This window comes from Paenibacillus sp. FSL R5-0517 (genome assembly GCF_037974355.1).
In the GTDB taxonomy this organism is placed as follows: Bacteria; Bacillota; Bacilli; order Paenibacillales; family Paenibacillaceae; genus Paenibacillus.
In genome coordinates this window covers 1,598,671-1,619,240 of sequence record NZ_CP150235.1, presented here as the reverse complement: position 1 = coordinate 1,619,240, position 20,570 = coordinate 1,598,671, and the positions used below count along the sequence as shown (strand labels likewise).

At 45.7% G+C, this 20,570-nt stretch carries 22 protein-coding genes, 1 tRNA gene and 1 riboswitch; of the genes, 4 read left to right on the top strand and 19 right to left on the bottom strand.

Translation table 11 applies throughout. The features are described from left to right. Positions 1–2 precede the first annotated feature (2 nt). The 16 genes from MKX40_RS07075 to MKX40_RS07000 form a co-directional block, all read right to left on the bottom strand. On the bottom strand, positions 3–1,781 hold the full coding sequence (locus MKX40_RS07075; protein WP_339240408.1) for a DUF6382 domain-containing protein: 1,779 nt from the start codon (positions 1,779–1,781) through the stop codon (positions 3–5). A gap of 156 nt (positions 1,782–1,937) precedes the next feature. After that, the gene (locus tag MKX40_RS07070) at positions 1,938–2,447 is read right to left on the bottom strand and encodes a prepilin peptidase (protein ID WP_339240407.1); all 510 of its coding nucleotides are present in this window, start codon (positions 2,445–2,447) and stop codon (positions 1,938–1,940) included. A 16-nt stretch (positions 2,448–2,463) separates the two neighbouring features. Next, positions 2,464–3,495, bottom strand: a complete 1,032-nt coding sequence (locus MKX40_RS07065) for a pilus assembly protein (RefSeq protein WP_339240406.1) — start codon at positions 3,493–3,495, stop codon at positions 2,464–2,466. 29 nt (positions 3,496–3,524) lie between these two features. Continuing rightward, positions 3,525–5,642, bottom strand: a complete 2,118-nt coding sequence (locus MKX40_RS07060; RefSeq protein ID WP_339240405.1) for a hypothetical protein — start codon at positions 5,640–5,642, stop codon at positions 3,525–3,527. A gap of 90 nt (positions 5,643–5,732) precedes the next feature. Then, positions 5,733–6,410, bottom strand: a complete 678-nt coding sequence (locus MKX40_RS07055) for a TadE/TadG family type IV pilus assembly protein (RefSeq protein ID WP_339240403.1) — start codon at positions 6,408–6,410, stop codon at positions 5,733–5,735. Beyond that, positions 6,388–6,582: a Flp1 family type IVb pilin gene (locus MKX40_RS07050; RefSeq protein ID WP_339240401.1), complete on the bottom strand. Its 195-nt coding sequence runs from the start codon at positions 6,580–6,582 to the stop codon at positions 6,388–6,390. Before MKX40_RS07050 ends, MKX40_RS07055 begins: the two co-directional genes overlap by 23 nt. An 11-nt stretch (positions 6,583–6,593) precedes the next feature. Continuing rightward, positions 6,594–7,463, bottom strand: coding sequence for a type II secretion system F family protein (locus MKX40_RS07045; protein WP_339240399.1), 870 nt, complete (start codon positions 7,461–7,463; stop codon positions 6,594–6,596). Between the two features lie 12 nt (positions 7,464–7,475). Next, on the bottom strand, positions 7,476–8,219 hold the full coding sequence (locus tag MKX40_RS07040; protein WP_339242958.1) for a type II secretion system F family protein: 744 nt from the start codon (positions 8,217–8,219) through the stop codon (positions 7,476–7,478). A 40-nt stretch (positions 8,220–8,259) separates the two neighbouring features. After that, on the bottom strand, positions 8,260–9,564 hold the full coding sequence (locus tag MKX40_RS07035) for an ATPase, T2SS/T4P/T4SS family (protein WP_339240398.1): 1,305 nt from the start codon (positions 9,562–9,564) through the stop codon (positions 8,260–8,262). After that, positions 9,561–10,778 (bottom strand): ParA family protein, encoded by a 1,218-nt coding sequence (locus tag MKX40_RS07030; protein ID WP_339240397.1) that lies wholly within the window; start codon positions 10,776–10,778, stop codon positions 9,561–9,563. Before MKX40_RS07030 ends, MKX40_RS07035 begins: the two co-directional genes overlap by 4 nt. 160 nt (positions 10,779–10,938) lie before the next feature. Next, positions 10,939–11,322, bottom strand: coding sequence for a VOC family protein (locus MKX40_RS07025; protein ID WP_339240396.1), 384 nt, complete (start codon positions 11,320–11,322; stop codon positions 10,939–10,941). 218 nt (positions 11,323–11,540) lie between these two features. Further along, complete coding sequence (locus MKX40_RS07020) at positions 11,541–12,404, bottom strand: DUF6612 family protein (RefSeq protein WP_339240395.1); 864 nt, start codon at positions 12,402–12,404, stop codon at positions 11,541–11,543. 61 nt (positions 12,405–12,465) lie between these two features. Next, entirely contained in the window at positions 12,466–12,888 is a 423-nt protein-coding gene (locus MKX40_RS07015) for a thiol-disulfide oxidoreductase DCC family protein (protein ID WP_339240394.1), read from the bottom strand. 180 nt (positions 12,889–13,068) lie between these two features. Continuing rightward, entirely contained in the window at positions 13,069–13,347 is a 279-nt protein-coding gene (locus tag MKX40_RS07010; RefSeq protein ID WP_253431871.1) for a hypothetical protein, read from the bottom strand. A gap of 99 nt (positions 13,348–13,446) precedes the next feature. Then, positions 13,447–13,692, bottom strand: coding sequence for a zinc ribbon domain-containing protein (locus tag MKX40_RS07005; RefSeq protein WP_036610816.1), 246 nt, complete (start codon positions 13,690–13,692; stop codon positions 13,447–13,449). A gap of 216 nt (positions 13,693–13,908) precedes the next feature. Continuing rightward, positions 13,909–14,328 carry an organic hydroperoxide resistance protein gene (locus tag MKX40_RS07000; protein WP_339240392.1) on the bottom strand — a complete coding sequence of 140 codons (420 nt, stop codon included), beginning with the start codon at positions 14,326–14,328 and terminating at the stop codon, positions 13,909–13,911. A 329-nt stretch (positions 14,329–14,657) separates the two neighbouring features. Between MKX40_RS07000 and MKX40_RS06995 the strand changes: the two genes are divergently transcribed. Further along, on the top strand, positions 14,658–16,010 hold the full coding sequence (locus tag MKX40_RS06995) for an Nramp family divalent metal transporter (RefSeq protein ID WP_339240391.1): 1,353 nt from the start codon (positions 14,658–14,660) through the stop codon (positions 16,008–16,010). 134 nt (positions 16,011–16,144) lie between these two features. Here MKX40_RS06995 and MKX40_RS06990 read toward each other — a convergent pair whose 3' ends face one another. Both MKX40_RS06990 and MKX40_RS06985 read right to left on the bottom strand, forming a co-directional pair. Beyond that, positions 16,145–16,828, bottom strand: coding sequence for an HAD family hydrolase (locus tag MKX40_RS06990; protein WP_339240390.1), 684 nt, complete (start codon positions 16,826–16,828; stop codon positions 16,145–16,147). A 329-nt stretch (positions 16,829–17,157) separates the two neighbouring features. Continuing rightward, positions 17,158–17,556: a hypothetical protein gene (locus MKX40_RS06985; protein ID WP_339240389.1), complete on the bottom strand. Its 399-nt coding sequence runs from the start codon at positions 17,554–17,556 to the stop codon at positions 17,158–17,160. A gap of 115 nt (positions 17,557–17,671) precedes the next feature. Then, positions 17,672–17,847, bottom strand: a riboswitch (cyclic di-AMP (ydaO/yuaA leader). A gap of 370 nt (positions 17,848–18,217) precedes the next feature. Between MKX40_RS06985 and MKX40_RS06980 the strand changes: the two genes are divergently transcribed. Beyond that, the gene (locus MKX40_RS06980; protein WP_215076520.1) at positions 18,218–18,697 is read left to right on the top strand and encodes a glutathione peroxidase; all 480 of its coding nucleotides are present in this window, start codon (positions 18,218–18,220) and stop codon (positions 18,695–18,697) included. A 147-nt stretch (positions 18,698–18,844) separates the two neighbouring features. Here the strand turns inward: MKX40_RS06980 and MKX40_RS06975 are convergent. Further along, a tRNA-Leu gene (locus MKX40_RS06975) sits at positions 18,845–18,927 on the bottom strand. A gap of 444 nt (positions 18,928–19,371) precedes the next feature. Between MKX40_RS06975 and MKX40_RS06970 the strand changes: the two genes are divergently transcribed. After that, entirely contained in the window at positions 19,372–20,073 is a 702-nt protein-coding gene (locus MKX40_RS06970) for an urease accessory UreF family protein (protein ID WP_339240388.1), read from the top strand. Between the two features lie 270 nt (positions 20,074–20,343). Next, positions 20,344–20,553 carry an XRE family transcriptional regulator gene (locus tag MKX40_RS06965; protein WP_253431853.1) on the top strand — a complete coding sequence of 70 codons (210 nt, stop codon included), beginning with the start codon at positions 20,344–20,346 and terminating at the stop codon, positions 20,551–20,553. The last annotated feature ends 17 nt before the right edge of the window (positions 20,554–20,570 follow it).

Genomic DNA, 20,570 nt, shown 5'->3' with positions numbered 1-20,570 from the left:
GCTTATCCAACCGACCGATAAATGTAGACAGACTCCGCCAGTGTAAATGTATCTCCATCCGCCAAGGGGTACTCCTTATAAGGAGCAAGAATATTACCCTGAAGAATAGTTCCATTCACTGAACCCAGATCCTTAATGACATAGCCCGATTTGTTCCGGCTCAATTCCACATGAGCACGGGACACACCGGTCGCTGTATCGACCCACTGAACCATGTCGGCTGATCTTCCGATGACAAAAGATGCTCCTTGCACATCCATCCGTTCATGTTGGTCACTGATTCCCGATCTTCGTTCAAGATAATAAGACGCCTTCACCGGCCCTTCCCCATTAAAGTTACCTTTGGCCAGATTCTGCAAATTCACGGTTGCCTCCGCAACTGCATCCTGTCGAATTAGCTCTGAAGTTGAAGCTACCGATTCCACATGGCGCTGAACGAACGATGGATCAGAGTGTCCAGGTGTCATATGCAGGCTTTGATAATGGGAATGCTCACTACCACCTTCTGACGCGGATGCAATCGTTTGGTTTATGCGTTCCACCGGCCTTTCAGCTGTATTCCAGCGCCAACTCTCCTGAAACGGTTCCTCCTCATCTTCCGTTTGCTTCCCTTTGTTCTTACCTAAATTGAATGAAAAAGACCGCTTATTTTCTGGTTCATTATGAGTGATTCCCTTACGCTTCCAAGTCCATCCTGCTAAACCAAGCAAACCAAGGCTCAGTACCATGCACAGGATCATCTGCGTCTGTCCCGGTTGCTCCATGTATATGAATCTCCATACCAATGCCATGGCTACCATGCAGCCCAATATGACATAGGTTATTTTGGAGGTTGCAGGCTTTTCCTCTACTTCCATATCAACGGGCTCTAGCGAATTAGAATTATGCGGGTTACTTCGTCTCTTATCCATGCTGTTTGTACTCTCCAATGAAGATTGTCCAGGTGAGCGCCTGCCTGAAAAGGTCCGAGATCTCATCGGAAAGTCTTCAACCTCGGATTCACTCGTTTTCTGTGTCTGACGGAAATTTAGCACGGGCTCCACAGCAACCTTTTGAACAGGCGCACCAGGTTGATCTGGAAGAGAATAACTAGTGAATTGCCTGTTATCCCGCCCAGTAATTGACGAATGAAAATTACCTCGTAGATCATTGACCTTTTCCGATGTTCTGGACGAGAGAAATGCTGCACTTCCTCCATTCTCTTGCTCGTCCGCGTACAATTCCAGCAAGAGCTCTCGCAACTGTCTGATATCCCAGCGTTCATTGTCACAAAACTGTAGAACACGCTGGATTCCTTCACCCTGCAATTCCTGTACATGGGCCATCAGTGTGATTACCAGCTCACGGAATTGCTGAGGCGTTGGATCAACTTCAACCGTATCCATGATTGGTACATAGACTATGCCAAGCTCACCCTGTTCGAATGAACCGTTGATGAACAAGTATTCTTCCTGGATCAATAATTTACGAGGCTCCAGCATATACTGTCGGCATTCCGTGAAGGCATCGGCTAATTGGAACAACAGACCGTACAGAACACGCAATTTGATTTTACTTGACTTTAACATCTGGGATAACATCTTGTACCCCGATATGTCGTACTGCAAAGTTACATTTCGGTCCACTTCCCGAATATGAACAGGAAGAAGTCGCGGAATCTGATTGGAGGACAGCATGCCCATCTGTACCCGGCTCAATTCCTCCATTCGTAATCCGTCCTCTTTCTCCAAAACCATAAACGCTCCGCCGTTACGAATAAAATCTCTCGTTAATCCATACATGCCAATCCTCTCTTTCCATTGTTATATAGGATCAACTAAAGAAAGTGTAAAAAGTTTAGTTGATCTAAGTTGAGTTACAATATGTTACACTCTGCCACTCCTATTGTAGTGCCATCTTCTATCACAGTTACTCTCAAAACTTCTTTACTCCTTCACTCAAGGGAAAAGTCCTGAAATAAGCACCGTGATAAATCCAGGCAATACGGCCAGCATAAACGGAAACTTTAATGTCTTCTCTGTGTCCAGCAGCTTGAGGGAACCAAGCATGAAAAAACCGGCAAGATTGCCTGCCATGCCACGAATTCGTTTCGCTGAGTCCTTGCGGAATAGAAGTATCACTAAACCAATAGCTCCTGCATACAAAACAGAGTAAATAATTACATGAATGCCAAAAGCAAAACCCGTCCATGCGCCAATCGCACCAAACAATTTCACATCTCCTGCCCCTACTGCGCCAATGACATACATCAGAAACAAAATACCAAAACCTGCTGCAAATCCAGCAGCCGAGAATAAGAACCCATCCCAACCTCCCCATATGATATGGGCCAGTACACCTGCAACAGTCACGGGTAAAGTTAATCGATTTGGAATTTTCATGGATCGTATGTCAGTAATAAAAGCTGCAATAATGTATATGCCACAGGCAATGTAGAACCACTCCACTCTATCATCCCCTTCCTTATTTTCTGGAGGCCACGTTAAACGTAGTCTCCGTCTTGGTACCGTCTCCTGTCTCGACAACAAAACTCCATGTTCCTTCTGTTGTCCGAGTGCCAACAAACCAGGTCCATTCAATTATTCCATTCTCATCTGCGGTGGCCCATCCGATGTGCTTCGCAGAACTTTCACCTGACTTGTAAAATATCGTTAAATTCGCGCTCGCTCCTGGTTCTACCTTCACCTTGATCGTTGCATTGTTGCCTATGTAAGCCGGGTCAGGCTTAGACAATACCGTTGCTGAACCGGCAGTATCCCCGCTCCCTGCGCTACCATCTGCCCCTTCTCCGGTATCTCCGATCCATACCCGTTCTGCCGCAGCAGCCTGAATCCGAAGCGGTTTACTGAGAAAGGGGACTTTTACCGGCAATTCATAACTCAGTTCCAGTCGGAAATATGGATTAGTTTTGTTTTTGAGATCAGGTATGGAAACCCCATTCACATGAACCCGTTCCATATTCAGTAGAGTTGGCTCGATAAAGGGTTGAAGCAGTGGTTTTACCGTGGGATCAAGCACGGTTTCCAAGACGGATGTCTTAATCTCCTGTAGTGGTTGTTCACCACTGGCCGCTGCTGAACGTACCCAATCACTTAATGGCTCGGGCAGAGAAGAAGCATAACCTTCTGCCCATTCCGTCAGAGACAACTCCGGTATCTTCCACCCTCCTCCAGAGCCTTCACCACCGGCAGAATCAGAAGGTGTGAATGCAAGGGAAACAGGATATATTTTCGTTGATAACTGCTTCACCGCTTCCCCTGCTGTGCTCTGTAACGCTGTGGAGATTAAAGTCATTTGCACAATGAAGATGAGAAACATGATAAAGAACAGAAAGACAGGCAACACCAGTGAGGCTTCCAGAACCATGCTGCCCTGTTCCTTTTTCGGAGAACATATGTGATTATTCAGAGACTTCAAACGTTGCAATCTGATTATTCTGGTTAAACGAATCTGTAATTGTGCGTTTTCTTTTTCATAATGTTGCTGCTTATCCATAATCCCTCCACCGAAACAATCCCGATCACTCAATAGGAATAATCCGCCTTCCGCTCAATGAAAAATCGCCCACCTTCAACCTGATCCTCACTACCCATAACTGCACCTATGCTTCTAACCACCCCTGGCAAAAACCACAACTTGATGCTACTTCGCATGTTACCCGAAGCGTACGTCTGTTTCTCATCCGGATTCACACCCGTATTCAATCGAATTAACGCCAGCATTCTGGACATTTTGCGTTCATTGTAGCTGTGCATCAAGAGGAACAATCGAAGATGGTCCCTATACGTCAATTTGACTTTGATATATTTGGACAGTTCCACACTGCCCTCTTTTGCAAGTTTCACCATATCCGCAATAGCGTTTGTAATTCCATATAAAATGGCTGCCGATAACACCAAAAGTGGATTTCCCAACTTGCTGTGTTCAATTAATCCTTCTGCGGTTCGAATAGCGAGGCGCATCCCGAAGATTTCCGCATATGCCGCAGCGATGTTACCCGATGGATTATGAAACCCATATACGATATACTCCAGTTCCTGATTCTCCAATTTGAAAACATCACCCGCATCTCCACCACCTTCAGTCCAGGTAAATAACTGACCAAAATCCATGGAATTGAAATAGGCTAGAGCGTATTCATTTTGGAATAATTCATCACCCAGGCTATCCAGGAGACCTGACATCCCGCCAAATAAACTGTCCATTCCCTTCATGGCATCGCCACCAGAGTCATAGGGATCACCAGCAATCTCTGCCTTTTTGGACTCCTCACGACTAGCCTCATTAAAAGCTATATTAGCGTTGTAATACTCCTCCAGCTGTTTGAAAGCGTCCATGGAACCTGAACTTCCACTCTGAATCTGCGACAAGATTCGTTTAACTTCCTTTAATTTCCCTTTGGATTCCTTATCATTTGCTTTACGCTGGGCGTCCGAACCACGACCACTCTCCAGCTGCTGTTTACTCTGTTCGATGAGGTTGGCAGGGCCGCTGCGCACATAAGTATCCATGTATCGTTCTGTTATCTGGCTTGCCTGTCTAACCGCGGGTTTAATTGGAACACCGCTCATACCCGTGACACTGCGAAGCTGTGTATTTAATTCCATGTTGTCTCTTCTGACGTTAGAGAAGTCCGAATTCTGGGAAATCACTCGTGCCTTCAACTGATCAAACAGGCTATCTGCCCTCACAAGCTCCGAAGCAAGAGAACGTGCACTTTTGGCTTCAGTGCCCGATCCTGTAGATGCAGGGCTCGTTCCAGGCAGGTTCGAATTGCCCACGTTGTCGTAACTGGCATTCTCCGAACGGTTCTCCCCCTCCGCGATCACACGTTTCATTTCCTCATTGATCTTGCGTGCTTCCTCGATCTTGGACTGTGCTTCCTCCAGCTTCGTTTGGTGGGCTTGTAAAGCGGGCTGTATGATCATGCTGATGCCAGTCACCACATTCCCAACACCCGTCCGATAACGAGCCAGTTCCAATATGTATTGTTGCTCTCTGAACGGCAATCCCTCGTCCGCCCTTTGCTTGTTCAGATAATCCGCATAACGTGCCGCTGCCTCGGCAGCAGTCTCTGGTGTATCTTCCAGCATCTCATCGTAGATAGCCTGTGAAGGCGGGTCCATGATCAACTTCGGAAGATTCTTCAGTTTCTCTGCCGATTCCATCTGATTGGCAATGGCCTCATCCAACAACTCTTCACGTTTGTCATATAACTTTTGTAATTTCTTCAGCAAGTCTACCGTGTGCGCGGCTTCCTTCATCTCGTCTGACATCGGTTTGAACCGATTGATCACTTCAAGGGTAAAATCAACCGGAGCCCGATACTTCATATCCTCCTGAATCTGACGATTAAATATATCGTATCTTCCCAGTTCACGCTCCATGCTCAGCGAAGTTGTATCCCACTGGATATCCAGAATGGGAAATTTGTCTTTTACAGACGAGGGTTTCACACTATCATTCAGCACTTTCGCCATAATTGCATCCCCACTGCTGTCACCATACCCGAATAAACCGTACTCCCGCAGGGAGGTGTCATAGGCTGACATGACCGATCTCATTGCAGCATGAGTCATTCGTTCGGTCTGCACCTTGAAGGCAGCAATACGAGCATAATCAATAAATATGGCGACAAACATATAAACTCCCGCCAATATTAATATTAAAAAAAGGGTTACGGCTCCCAACTCACCGTCTTTTTTTCTAAACAGCTCCCCCTCCTCCTTTTCTCATTTTTTGCTTTTGCCAAAATGCTGCACAACCTGTCCAGCCTCTGCCGCTGTACTGGTCGCCGCACCACCCTTGCCTTTAAACTTGGCTGCGTAATAACGGACCAAATCTACCGTTCGAATGAATTCCACCGGTTCAACAACTGCGGATGATCCTTGAGTTAGAACCCGGTTCCCTGAATCAAACAAAAAGGAAGGCAGAGGCAAAGAAATCACTTGTTCCAGCTTGGTCGTTATTTTTCGCTGAATCAGAGAATTCTGATACTCAATCGTGCCTTTCATGGCTGAGGGCATATGTTGAACTGCTTGTGCCAATTTCTGTTCCGAGAGACTTCCGCCTTCACCAGCAGGTATTGAAACGCTAACCTGGTTGTCCGCTCCCGCCCAGCCAAACAGTGCTCCGAGCATCCGATCATCCGTCAGTCTCCAGTAAAGATTGTCATGTTCCCCAGCGACGAATTCACCTGTCATCGCCTGTTTGTGACTGTTGTCCCAGCTATAAGCTGCACGTTCGGAAGCTGCATAGGCATGTTGATTCAGGAATGTCTTTTGATACATGTACATGGTGAAGAATAGCAGTAACACCAAAATAAACAGCACAACAGGGAAGATCAGGGAGGCTTCAACGGTGAAGCTCCCTTCTTCCTTTTTCAGCCTAAGAATTCGGGAAGAATTCATTACTTTTTGTGTCTACTTTGTCAAGAAGGTCAGTCACCAATGCCTCTATTTGCTTTCTAAATATCACAGCAATAATGATAATAACCCCAATGATCAGAATCAGCTCCAACGTGCCAAGCCCGTCCTCTTCCTTCCAAAATCCAGCTACTTTTCTTTTCATCAATTCCATCATCCCAATTCCTCCTACATATTCATCATCATAAAAGCAGGTGTCCCGATCATGACCACAATTGTAAAAAAGATAAGTACCATCGGAAACACCAGTTTGGAAGAAGCCTGTTCTCCCTTCGCCCGACTGACAGCCTTGCGTTTCTCCCACAACACATGTGACAGATCCCGCAGCGCCAATACAAAGTCACCTCCCCCACGCCGGAAATTCAGCAGCACCGTTGTTGTAAAGATCGTCACTTCCTGCACACCGCAGCGGCGACTGAACTGTTCAAATGATTGTTGAAACGAGTAGCCATTATTCCAATCTCCCACGGTTTTTCTGAGTTCGTTGTACAGCGGATGATCTCGTTCCCCCTGGCTTGTGACACAGTGGACGATGGCACGCTGAACGGTCTCCCCGGCGCCTACTAATAGAACAATTCGGTTCAATAGCTCGGGCAGCTCCATAAGGATGTCCTGATCTCTCCGCTGGACCTTGGTATTGAGGTCTTTATAGAGTGCAAAAGGTAAAGCTATTCCTAATGCCAGTCCACCCACCATACCTCCGATGCCCATATCTCCAACAAGTGTTAACAAACAACCTGCCAGTAACATAAGCCACGTGTAGGTTAACATTTCAGCGCAATAGAGCATCGTTTTCTCCCCACTGTGCTGTATGCCATACATTTTCTGAATGGCATGTTGCATTCGAAACATGAGCACAGGCAATCTGCGTCCAATCTCGAACTTGTCCAGTATGAACAGGAATGGGCTATGCAATTTCTTCAGTCGTAATCCTTCCATATCCAGTTTGCGCAGATGCCGGTAGGTCTGTCCCCGGGTTCGATCCAGTACCAGCCATCCCGCTCCGAGCATCCCTGCGACTATAACGGGAAGCAGCATCGTTTCAGCTCCTTATACTTTGATATCCATAATGCGATTAATCCACAGATAACAGCAGGCTAACACTGCAAGTGCACCAGTAGAGATGAGATATCCCATCCCGCTATATAATGGCTCCATAAAGTCCTTGGCGGTCAGATTGAGAAATATCAAAAAAATAAATGGAGCTGAAAACATGACCTTGGATTCAAATTTCTTCTGTGCCACTGCGACCATAATATCCTGCTGAATATCCAGCTTTTCCCCGATAACAGCCGAGGTGCGGCGCACGACTTCAACCAGATCCCCGCCCGTTCGTTTACAAGTAATGAACACATCTGCAAAGTTCGTAATGTCCTCAATCTGTGCCCGATCCGAAAAGTCCTGTAGTGCCTCTTCAATCGGTTGTCCATACTCCATCCGTGTTCGCAATATCGTGAACTCACGAATCAGATCGGTATCTGCTTCCGGGTTCAACATTCGCAGATCCTCTACGGATTCCTTGAATCCATTTTCCACCGATTTTCCGGCGGCAAGTGCCGAAGATAATGCATATAATGCTTGTTTAAAATGTAAACTGAGTGTCATTCTTTTTCGTTCCAGCAGCACTTTAGTCCAATGTTTTGGTACCCATATACAACCTGCAGCCAGGATTGCCCCAGCCAACCAGTGATGGTAGAACAGAATTCCGATGCCAAAAAACAACAGACCGCTAATCAGCATACAGACCATTTGCTGTCTCCGGGAAAGTGTATATACGGTGTAATCCGTCAACATCTGTCTGGCTTCACCCAACAGTAATCACCTTCCAATAACTTTAATTCACGTTGTTATCTGATGAATCCGATTCCGTACTATATTGTTCTATGTATCCATCCAGCCATTCTCCGAGCCCAGCCATCTGAATTTTATCCACCTGATTCAACTTTCCAACCTGTATTAGTCCACCAATAATTTTGCCTTCACGCTCTTCTTGCTCCTGAAAACGAAACAGTGGGTTCAGCAAAACCTCACCGTTCTGCATGCCAATCACTTCACTAATCTCTGTCACCCGCCGTGAGCGATCTCGTAGCCGGGACAGATGTACAAAAATATCAATTGCTGAACTAATCTGCTGCCTTACAACCGTAATGGGGAGATCCGCACCACTGAGCACCATCGTTTCCAGTCTGCTAATCATGTCCGAGATGGTATTCGCGTGCCCAGTTGATAAAGATCCATCATGACCTGTGTTCATGGCCTGTAACATATCCAGCGCTTCTGCGCCCCTTACCTCACCAATCACAATCCGATTCGGACGCATCCGTAAGGAAGACTTGATCAGATCCCGAATGGATATCTGCCCCTTGCCTTCGGTATTGGCATTCCGCGTTTCCAGTGACACCAGATTGGGTACCGTAACAATCTGTAACTCAGCCGAATCCTCAATGGTAATAATCCGCTCATCGGCAGGGATAAACTGGGATAGTGCGTTCAGGAAGGTCGTTTTTCCCGATCCGGTCCCCCCTCCAATGAAGATGTTATATTTGCTCCGTACCAATTGCTGCAATAATTCTGCCGCTTCTTCATGCAGGGCTCCCTTTTCAATCAGATCGGACATCTTCATCGGTTCACTGGGGAATTTACGAATCGTCATCGTGGGGCCTTTCAAGGCAATGGGAGGCAACACGATATTGACCCGTGAACCATCCTTTAAACGGGCATCTACGATTGGCGAAGACTCATTCACAATCCGGTTTACACCAGACACAATCATCTGAATAATATCCTCAAGCCGTTCCCTGGACTCAAATTCAAGGGTGATCTGGCTGACTTCACCTTCCTGCTCCACAAAAATCTCCTTGTGACTATTGATCATAATTTCCGTAATATCGGGATGATCCACAAGTGGCTGCAAAATATCCAATCCACGAAAGGAGTCAAACAATCGCTGTACCAGCGTGTGACGCTCTCCTGAGGTCAGATCATCCAGCTTCGGGTCGGTGAGAACTTTGCGTTCTATCCCTTGCCACAGTTCATCATCTCCTGCTGAAGAGGTTAAATCGAGCCCAGCTCTGACTTCCCTGCGCATCATCTGAAACTGTTCTTCACGATCCAGTATTCTATGGGTTGAATCCGTCATAGTGCCCACCGATCCTGCTTCTGAATTCGTCCCGTCTGCTTCAATTCTTCTTCGCCATCTTGTACCAGCATGGCACATAATCTCTTCACTTCACGTTGGAAGATCGGTGAACTAAGCAGGACTTCCTCCTGACTGAGTTGTTTCCAAGAAGGGATATAGGGCAACACTGCATCCAGATGCAGATCAGGACGTGGAAGTGCATTGATAACATTGTCCCGATATTTGTTAACTACAAAACGTGATCGGTCCATGATACTTTCGTACACCTCCGGCTTCGTTCGCTCAGCATGCTGCAACCATTGTCCCCATCGATGCATGGCAGATATATCATCCTCAACCAACCAGACAAATGCATCTGCTGTATCCAGCACCCCTTCACTGCGCCCATCCCAACCTGAGTCCCCATCCAGAATCAGCATGTCATATTGTCCGCTATCGGTTAAATAACGAAGCAGATTCGACGTATCCTCACGAGTCATTTGCAACAATTCTTTACGATTCGATAATGGCCAGAACACATCGGATTTCAATGCTTCATGCCGGACCACATATCCATCCACGTCCTTAGATAGCGCCTGTAACTGCTTGCCGGATTCCTTTCTGCCCACCTTCAGATCGTATAACAGGCGTGACAATCCCGTCCCCGCATCAGGCTGGCGCTGCCCACTTCTAGTTAGTCCCTTTTCCAGAAAAGGGAGCGTACTATCCAACGTCTCCAGATTCAGATAAAGAACAGCATATCCCGCAAGTCCCAGTTGCTTCGCCATATGCAGGGCTACCGCCGTTTTGCCACTTCCACCCGAAGCGGATACTACACCGATGGAGAGAGTTTCTTGTCCAGGAAGATGCACCTTCTTGCGGCGTGGTTGCCGGCAGGCATGCATCACAGCATCCAGCAAAGCAGGCAGAGGTTGGTACTTCAACAGCCGCTTGGCCTCATCCACCTCTTCCATGCCTTCACTAAGCATCAGCCAAGGTACACCTGATCCTTCTCCCCCGTTATTCAGCCAGTCATTCAGAAACTCCGGTTCCGCAATAACCAGATCCGGTAATTCCCGACCTTCTTGCTCATTCATATGCTCCCTGAAGGAATCCCCCTGGGAGAATGCCGTGAAACGAACATGAAAACCAGACGAGCTCCCCTGCACAAAATCCAGCCATGCGCTAATGTAATCTCTATCCTTCGAAACCAGAACAACCTTCAGTACAATCAAATTCCCCTTCCCTCCCTGTCAGAAAGCACAAAAAAGCACCGCCCAATAACCGCATGAATATGCAGTATATGGACGGTGCTTCCGTCACGTGCTATGAATGTATGGATAATATAGCATACAATTTCTGGTGGAGCAAGGGATTTATTCTAACCCTTCATCCTTAGGATTCATAGGGTGAATCGAACTCAATAATGTTACGGTCGGGATCAAGTACAAAAATCTGCGCGAATCCCGCTACACTATCAGGTCTGGCTTCGTACTCAATTCCCTGCTGCTCCAGCCAAGCGATAGTCCCTGAATAACTGGTCACCCAGATCGCAAAGTGGCCGTCCGTTGTATCAATCCCAGCCTCACGTAACGTGTGACCCTCCGGGTGCTGTAACAGATGAAGCTGCTGGCTACCGATGGCATACCATGTACCTGTGGAGCGAAAAGCCGGACGTTCAATCTCCTGCATTCCCAGTAACCCCGAATAGAATTTTTTCGCGACTTCCAGATCTCGTACAGCCAGACTAACATGGTGAATGTGTGCATATTCGATCATCTTTTGTCTCCCCTCTCTGCTTCATTATGACTATACTATAACACCTTGACGCCTGAACATATTCTCTTTTAAAAAGAAAAACACCCCTGCTTGAATCCGGTGAACCTCGTGGCTCACACAGATCTAATTCAGAGGTGCGCGTAAATGGTACACAAGGATGTACGTCCATCGCTTCTTATGTTCTTCAGCATTTCATTTGGGCAGTTGTGCCAGCCAATTTACTTCGCGCTATCCAATGCTTCTTGTGGAATCTTGATCTCTTCCACTTGATCATGGTTGGAGAATGTACTGGTCATCTTCATGTCCATCGTCATTTTCTGTTCATTCTGTTCCATCTCCATGACCATGGCTACATCTGTACCTGCCGGCAAATACGTTTCTTTGTTGATCATGTATTTCATCTTCATGCTGGTGATATTCATCTGATCCAGCATCGCTTGCATCTGGGCATCCGAGCCGTTTTGCTCCATTACGGATTTGGCCAACTCTTTTACATTATCACCGGATACGTCAGCGTTAATCACATAATTGTCGCCTTCTTCGGTTACTTCAGTATCTTCTTGGATCTTTTTGAATTGCTCCAATTCACCTTCCGGATTCATGCTTGCTTTCATCTGCTCAATTAATGCAGCAGTTTGAGCTTCAGGAATCGCAACCCATTGGTCCCCAACTTGGGAGTAGATTTTATCCGAAGTGATATACTGCTTCACGTTCTGGGCTTCCTGTCCCGACATTTCCATTTTCATCTCTTGATAGATCATCATTGGATCTTTGATAATATCCATCTTGAGCGATGTTTTAACCTGTTGATCCTGGGACTGTTCACCCGCATCCAGATTCAGATTCTGATCAATGTTTGCTTCAGTTGTGAAGCTTTTCATTTCTTTCGTTGCTGCATTGGTTTTGGTAATCAGTTCGTCCAAAGTAGGGATCTTTGTTTCCTGCTCTGCAGGTGTATTGCCCTCGTTGGATGTTTCGTTGTTAGTGGCTGGCGGCGTTGCTGTATTATCTGTGTCGTTACCGCATGCTGCCAAGCTTACTGCTAATAATGCCCCGATAAATAATGTAGTCCACTTCTTCAAGTTGTTGTCCTCCCAAATTAGATATGATCTGTAGTCATTACCCAATTATTTCCGTTATTAATCATAAAAATCGATCTTTGATCTCCGGGGTAGGCAACATGCATGCTTCATCCTTGCCAAACCAGCGATAACGGTTGCGAGCAACCCAGTTATAGACTGCATTGCGAATAAATTTCGGTACAATAATGAACACATATAACAATGGATAAGGAAACTTCAGACCTTTAGCTAATCGCAGTGCGGCCGTTGAACGTGTATAGTATTTTCCATTCTCAATCAGAACAAAAGTATCCATACTGTCTGTCGACAGGTTGCCCTTTACCAGCAGTTCCTTGGCCACATCCGATTGGAGCGAAGCAAAATGATATTTCCCTTCCGGGTCACGTTTGATAATCCATTTGGTTAAGCCCTGGCAGAAGTGACAGACGCCATCCACCAGTACGATGGGATGTCCCTGATGCACATCCGTTTGATTTGCTGTCATATTGGCTGCCTCCTATTGTTGCGGTTAGAGTAACTTACCCAATCTGAGCCATCTTGTTTCCTAATTCTAAAATTTAATTATAGAGGTGGTTCAAAAAGTCCACTTTTGAACACGCATTGTTAGGAAGTATAAAGAAAAAGAGCGCAGGCATTGTGCCCACGCTCGTATCTTGTCCGACAATTACTCAGCAATTGCCTTTTCCATCCATTGGTCATCGATCATTTGTTGATGCAGGTCACTTGCCCACTGGTCCATACATTTGCAAATGAAATCTTTGCGACATACTGGACAAGGCGTTTTCTGCAGACGGCTGATATTGGTCATCTTCCATTCCGGAGAACGGGAGTAGAATACACGGCATTTTGTACCGTCTACCAAATTCATTTTGAATTCGTACAATCCGTCTTCCTTGTTACCATAAGCTAGTTCTAAATCTGCAATACGCGGTCTATAAGACATGGATATCACCTGTTTAATTCAAATTTGGTTCATGCAATGACACTACTCAGTACTAAGTTATATTAAAGAAAATTCAGTTCAATGTCAACTCGCGCATGTCTACCCACCAAACAGAATATCCAGAATCGTCCCTACCTGCCCTTGTTTTTTACCTTTCAAAACATCCGGATCAAATACTTCAACATAGCCGCAGGAAGCACAAGCCACGAACAGGTAGTGGTTATGCTGTATATCGAACATCTTGCTCAGGCCTGCTCCTGACATGGAAACTTCCTTAATGTTACAATCCGTGCCCCTGCATTTTGTACATACAAATCGGCGCTCGATCATCTCTTCAATACTCATCTTCGTTCCCCCTTTATGGAATGTGTAGCATGAAGTGGGAGTGCAATTATGTAAAAGTACGCGATTGGACATCTAATCTCCTGCATCCTGCCCTTATATTATAATCAACACAAAACCCTGCCGATGGCCAGCAGGGCTTTGTACTCAAACGAACGAACATCAGGTATCTGAGATACCCTGCTCTATATGTTCCCCTTTGATTGGGGGAGTCAAATCTTAGACTACGTTTAATACAACATCAATATTGCCACGTGTCGCTTTGGAATATGGACAGAAATCATGTGCCTTGCGAGCCAGCTCTTCTGCTTGACTGTGATCCACACCAGGCATACTCACGTCCAAACGAACAGATAACTGGAAACCGTCATCCGCAGGGTCTTTACCAATGGATACGTTACTTGTAACGACCACATCCTCCAATTTCACGCCTGCTTTGCGTGCTACATTGGCAAGGGCACTTTCATAACATGCTCCATATCCAGCGGCGAAGAGCTGTTCAGGGTTGGTACCTTCACCACCGGAACCTCCAAGCTCTTTGGGCATTTTCAGATCATGTTTAAGCATGCCATCCGAAGATGTCACCGAACCTGTACGTCCACCTTTAACTGTCGCTACTGCTGTATATAAAGCTTCCATTAAGAATCTCTCCCTTATCCATATAGTTTTAAATGCCTTCAATTCAATTTAAACTTCTGGCTCAATTTGAAACGCATTTTATATCTTTATCAGCTTTTACATCTTTATTATTTTCATGCATCTTATCCACATATCTGTATTTTTTTCGGGGTTGGGTAATATACAAAAGAGCATTTTCAAATTAGAACATAATTTTTGTGTTAATACATAAAAGTTGCACTAGACAAAAATTATTGAAGGAGTACAATGTAACAATAAACATAAAAATTTAGATATATCTTGAGCGGTTCGTCCCGCATCACTATTCCAAAGAGTCAGGTGATAAACGTATGAGTAAAAAAAATCCATTCAACGCTCCTTCAAGTGAATCATTGTCTACTGCAGGCATAGCCCCTTCACTCGGAGAAGCACATAGTTCCATGAAAGTACCGCAGAATGCGGCATGGTGGAAGAAATTTCTCGCTTTTGTAGGGCCAGGGTATCTCGTGGCCGTAGGTTACATGGACCCCGGCAACTGGGCAACAGATATCGCAGGCGGATCGCAGTTCGGGTATACTTTGTTATCCGTCATCCTGCTCTCAAACATGATGGCCGTTGTACTTCAATCGTTGGCAGGAAAGCTTGGCATCGTCACTGGACGGGATCTGGCCCAAGCCTGCCGCGAACGCTTCAGCATGCCTGTTGTCGTCATGTTATGGATTCTGTGTGAACTGGCCATTGCAGCTACCGATCTGGCTGAGGTCATCGGTTCTGCCATCGCATTAAAGCTCTTATTTAACATCCCCATGTTGTACGGAGTTATCATCACCGCTGTTGATGTACTCCTGATTCTTGTACTGCAAAATAAAGGCTTCCGCGCCTTGGAAACACTCGTCATCGTGCTGATGGCCACCATTGCCCTCTGCTTCGGGATTGACCTGTTCCTGGCAAAACCGGATATGGGCGGTGTTCTCCATGGTTTTGTCCCAAATGTGGAGATCCTGCAGAACCCTGCCATGCTCTATATTGCCATTGGTATTATAGGAGCAACCGTGATGCCGCATAATCTGTATCTGCATTCTTCCATTGTGCAGACGCGTCAGATCGAACAGACACCACAGGGCAAAAAAGAAGCGATTCGTTATTCGACCATGGACTCTACAATCGCGCTAACACTCGCCTTGTTCATCAATGCGGCCATCCTGATTGTATCAGCTGCTGTATTCCATAGTGCCGGCATGACGCAGGTTGCCGAGATCTCCGATGCCTACCACTTGCTCACACCCCTATTAGGGACTACAATCGCAAGTATCCTGTTCGGTGTGGCGCTGTTAGCATCAGGCCAGAATTCTACCCTTACAGGTACACTCGCAGGGCAGATTGTTATGGAAGGTTTCCTCAACATTCGGATTCCGGCTTGGCTGCGCAGACTGGTCACACGTCTGATCGCCATCATCCCGGCAGTAATTGTCACAGCAATTGCAGGAGAACACGGCACAGAAGAACTGCTCATTTTGAGTCAGGTTGTACTTTCTCTTCAATTACCTTTTGCGGTAATCCCTCTGGTCATGTTCACGAGTGATAAAAAAAGCATGGGTGCATTCGCTAACAAATTGTGGCTCAAAATCATCTCATGGGTCATTGCCGCAATTATCGTTGTGCTGAATGTATATCTGATCATTCAGACGATCCGGTTATTCTAATCTCGTCTTATCGACTAAACATCAAAAAGGCTGATCAACTCCGGTATTCAATACCAAGTTGATCAGCCTTTATTATTGCAGTACAGCGAGGTGTTTCTTTTGTAGTAAAACTCCGAGCTCTAACAAATAATCATCTATTCCTGATCCGGCACCAGTAAAGGCAGGAGTTCATCCAATGAATCCACAGTCCAATCCGCGCGTTCGTCATCCGATCGGTCTGGCTGGAATCTTCCGTACCCCTGCATAATTCGAATCGTACGCATGCCCAGCTTCCGGGCAGGAATGATATCGTTATCAATCCGATCCCCGATCATGACGGCTTCCTCCGGTGCACAACCCGCCTGTTTCAGGGCTACAGCGTACAGCTCTGGATCTGGCTTGGACACCCCTTCTTCAGCCGAGCATGCCAGAACATCAACATACTTTCGCAGTCCGTAACTCTCCAGTCTTTCTTCCGTTCCAGGACTCTGATTGGCGATAATGCCAATGCGATAATACCGCGACAACTGCTGAAGTACGGAATCCGCTGAAGGAAAAGGTCGTTCAAGATCTTTTTTAAACTTCAGCTTGTCCTGAATCTGTTTCTGATGTCCCTCATCTTCAATGAATGTGCGAATCGCCACTCTCATGGGCCATTGTTCATATTTCTGATAACAGTTCGCGAACAGTTCACGTACCGCCTCAATCTTCACCGGATACCCCAAAGCACAGGCTTCGCGAACGAACTGTCCGATAATATCATCAACCGGCTCCCATTCATCCACCAGCGTATCTCCAACATCAAAAAACAACCACTTTAATCCACCCACATCCGGCACGCCAATTCCTCCTTGTAAGCCACAGGCAATCTAAAAGTTCGTGTTCAAAAAGTCTGGTTTTCAGTATCGAGAAGATGGAATGAAGCTAGAAATGGAGTAGCGGAGCGTAGGGAAAACTACGTGAGCAACGGACATTTCGGCTGAATTTCATATTCGATGCTGATGATGCCGCTAGGCATCCTTCGTAATCAAAAGCGGACTTTTTGAACTACCTTTAAAACCATAAAAAAGAAGACTCACCATCATGCACGAGTCTCCTCAAATTTCCGTTTATCGATACATTCAATTATAACAGGCACCTTACACCTGAGCAATCTCAAGCTATGACATTACCCATTGAGGAGAAAGCCGACTTCCCCATTGAGTGAATATACAATCCGGTCTGCACCCATTCCCCGATAGATCCCCTTCGGATGGCTTTGCTCCGTAATGACGCATAGGGATTTCGATGTCCACGATCGACAGATCTGTAAATAACGACAGGTCAGATTCAGACTGTTCTCGAAAATAAACACGTTGCCAACGCTTGCCTGCGGCAAAAACCATTTTTGAGCTGCAGCCGTATTCATGCGAATGACATGTTCTACTCCGATTCTACGGAGTCTGCGCTCTTCCCCTGCACTGTTGGTTAGAACGGCAAACGGCATTTTTTTGTACATCAGCAATTTGATAAATTTGCGTCCTGCTTCATTAGGAGCAGTCACTAAGATCATCTCAGTATCCATCATTCGTTCCTCCCTTGGCGTGAAAAGACAACAAAAAAGAAGCGTGGGGGACCAAGGCCTCCCGAACGCTTCTTAAAGAATCCATGGCGAAAACGCCATGAACCAGCGTACGGCTTGTTGCCTCTCCCTTTAACGCTTACGAGGTTAGCTGACGGATTCGGGCGCGAGAGTCGCCCTATTTCCGGCTGTCACCGGAAAATTCACCCCATGAATGCCTACTGTCCTGGACAGCGCATTCCGTTGGTTCCCCCGTTTCCCACTCATGAATGAATGGAAACTCAGCGATTAAAACATCGTTCGTATATCTTAAGTTAAGATTGAGCGATATTATCGTTTGTTTCGTTTTTCAGGTACAATTTAGTTTAAATTGAAATTACGATATGAATCATACACCCGTGCCATGACGGTGTAAAGTCCGGACAGATCACCGAATCGGCAGATTTTCGCCATTATTCATATATAATAACGCTTACAATAAGGTTATACGCTATCCACCTCGTCAAGGCTATCTAATTCTCACTCTGGCGTAAATCACTTCGTAATTCATTCACGCATTCTGCACAACTTGCCAGTTTTGATTCTTTTAACACCATATTAGTTTTGCATTATTTAATTGTAACCAATATAATGAAAGGTATCAGATGATATCATGGAGGCGATTGAGATGACAGTCTACGATTACAAAGTGAATACCCTTCGCGGTCAAGAAGTTGAAATGTCCGACTACCGTGATAAAGTGTTACTGATTGTGAATACGGCAAGCTCATGCGGACTTACACCTCAATTCAAAGGTCTGCAAGAACTGCAAGACAAGTTCCAGGATGCGCCATTTGAAGTCCTTGGATTTCCAAGCAACCAGTTTGCCCAGGAAAAAGGTTCTTCCGACGATATCGCGGAGTTCTGTCAGATGAATTATGGCGTGAGCTTCCCTATGTTTGAGAAAATTGATGTGAATGGCTCAAGTGCTCACCCGCTCTTCCAACACCTTAGCAAAGAAGCACCCGGCCTGCTCGGCTCCAAAGCAATCAAATGGAATTTCACCAAATTCCTTGTGGATCAGAACGGACAGGTAGTTAAACGTTATGCTCCCAAAACAACACCTGACAAGATTGAAGAAGATATCAAGAACTTGCTGCAAAAATAGTACATCTGCCACCCTTAGCCGGAAGGTAGAGCACCATTACCCCCGGTAATGGATGGCCTTTTTTCAACTTCTGGTACCAGACTGTTCAAACAGGCAAAAAAAGAAGCTTTCCATTAATGGAAAGCTTCTTCTTCATCGTTCATATGATGCGGTCGAGAGGACTCGAACCTCCACGGGCATACGCCCACTACCCCCTCAAGATAGCGTGTCTGCCATTCCACCACGACCGCATGTCGTAAATAATCGGCAACAGAATTGATTATACAGGGTTCTGAAATAAAAGTAAAGTATTTTTTAAACCTTCTTTTTTAGCTAGGCATTTTCCTCAAAAAACGCATATTCTCGTCATGTTTACCCATGAACTGCATATTATTAGATTTGATCCCCTCTTTTTCGGTAAGAGCTGATCTTGTTGATTCATTTATATATAGTCCTTCCTTATATATAGTCCTCCCTGCACCTCGTCACATAAATAACATAATAAGTAATATAAAATAACACAAACATTAAATATCAGAATCTATTCATTAAATTTAACGGATACTATTGACAAAAAGCGGACGTTTATGGGATGATAACTATCATATAATTCGGATTTTCAAACATAAAGTTAACAAAAAGGAATATAAATGTCATTTAACATGACATTTAACGAACACAGGAGGCGAATGATTGTGAACCGTGGGAATAAGCTGCTCGATTATGTCAAACTGCTTGATTCCTCTATTCAGGTTGGAGGGTTTACCCATTCCTTCGGCATGGATATCCATATCAGGGAGGGTACCATTCGTAATGCTGAAGATCTCGAATCATTCATGCGTTGTCAGTTGCATCCCAGCATTGTTCGTCTTGAAGGCATGGCCATCAAAGGCATCTATACCGCAGCAGATCACAAGGATACATGGCGGATAGCTCTGATCGATAAACTGGTCCATGTTCAGCGAACTCCTGGAGATCTCAGAGAACAAGCTGCCGCCATGGGAAAACGATTGATCAGACTGGCACGCGCTCTGCACCCCTGGATTGATTTTAGCCAGCTCGAACAGATCTTCGCCAAATATGATTCGGTTGGCTGCCTCTCCACTGTTCACGCCTGGATTAACCACCACCTCGACATCCCGGTCGAGGAAGCGGTCCTTGGTTACCTGCATTCAGCCATGAATGCCTGCATAACCAAAGCCTCCAAAGTCATTCCCCTGAATAACGATATAACCAAAGATCTGATGGTACGCCTGGCCTCAGATCTGGAGACTGAATGGAATACCGTAAGCGCCTCGGCTGCGGATGGACTGGCACAGCCAACCTCAATGTCCATGAAATCATTTTTCCCCAGTTTCCATATGCTTGGAGCTGGACTTCATGCCTACAGAGCCTAGTCCTCTTGATCCACAAACCCGCCCCCTTCCCTTCATCAAACAAACTAAAAAACACGCCGGCAACCTCCTTGCCGACGTGTTTTTTGTCATTTTATTTGTTTATTTAACGTATTTACGCCATTTAACATCACAAAATACACTTTTTTCCGTCTTTTTTAATTGTTAGATGACGGATTTACGTATATAATGAAATATACAGCTCGCATTTCTATATATTCTACATGAAGAAAGGGCGACTGAATACTACATTCTAACCAGGGGTGAACCCTTTTGAACAAGAACAAGAAAAAACCAGTCACTCCGTTCGGATGGGCCATCAAACGACGGCTAACCGAACTACAAGTGGACCAGAAGACCTTTTGTGAACAGCACGGCATCCCACCCTACCGTTTATCCAATCTCATCCACGGCACACGCAAAGCAACCCGATTCAGGCACATGGTCGCTGATATTTTGGATATTCCAGATGAACTGAGATAAGATTTCTGTCAAAGGAG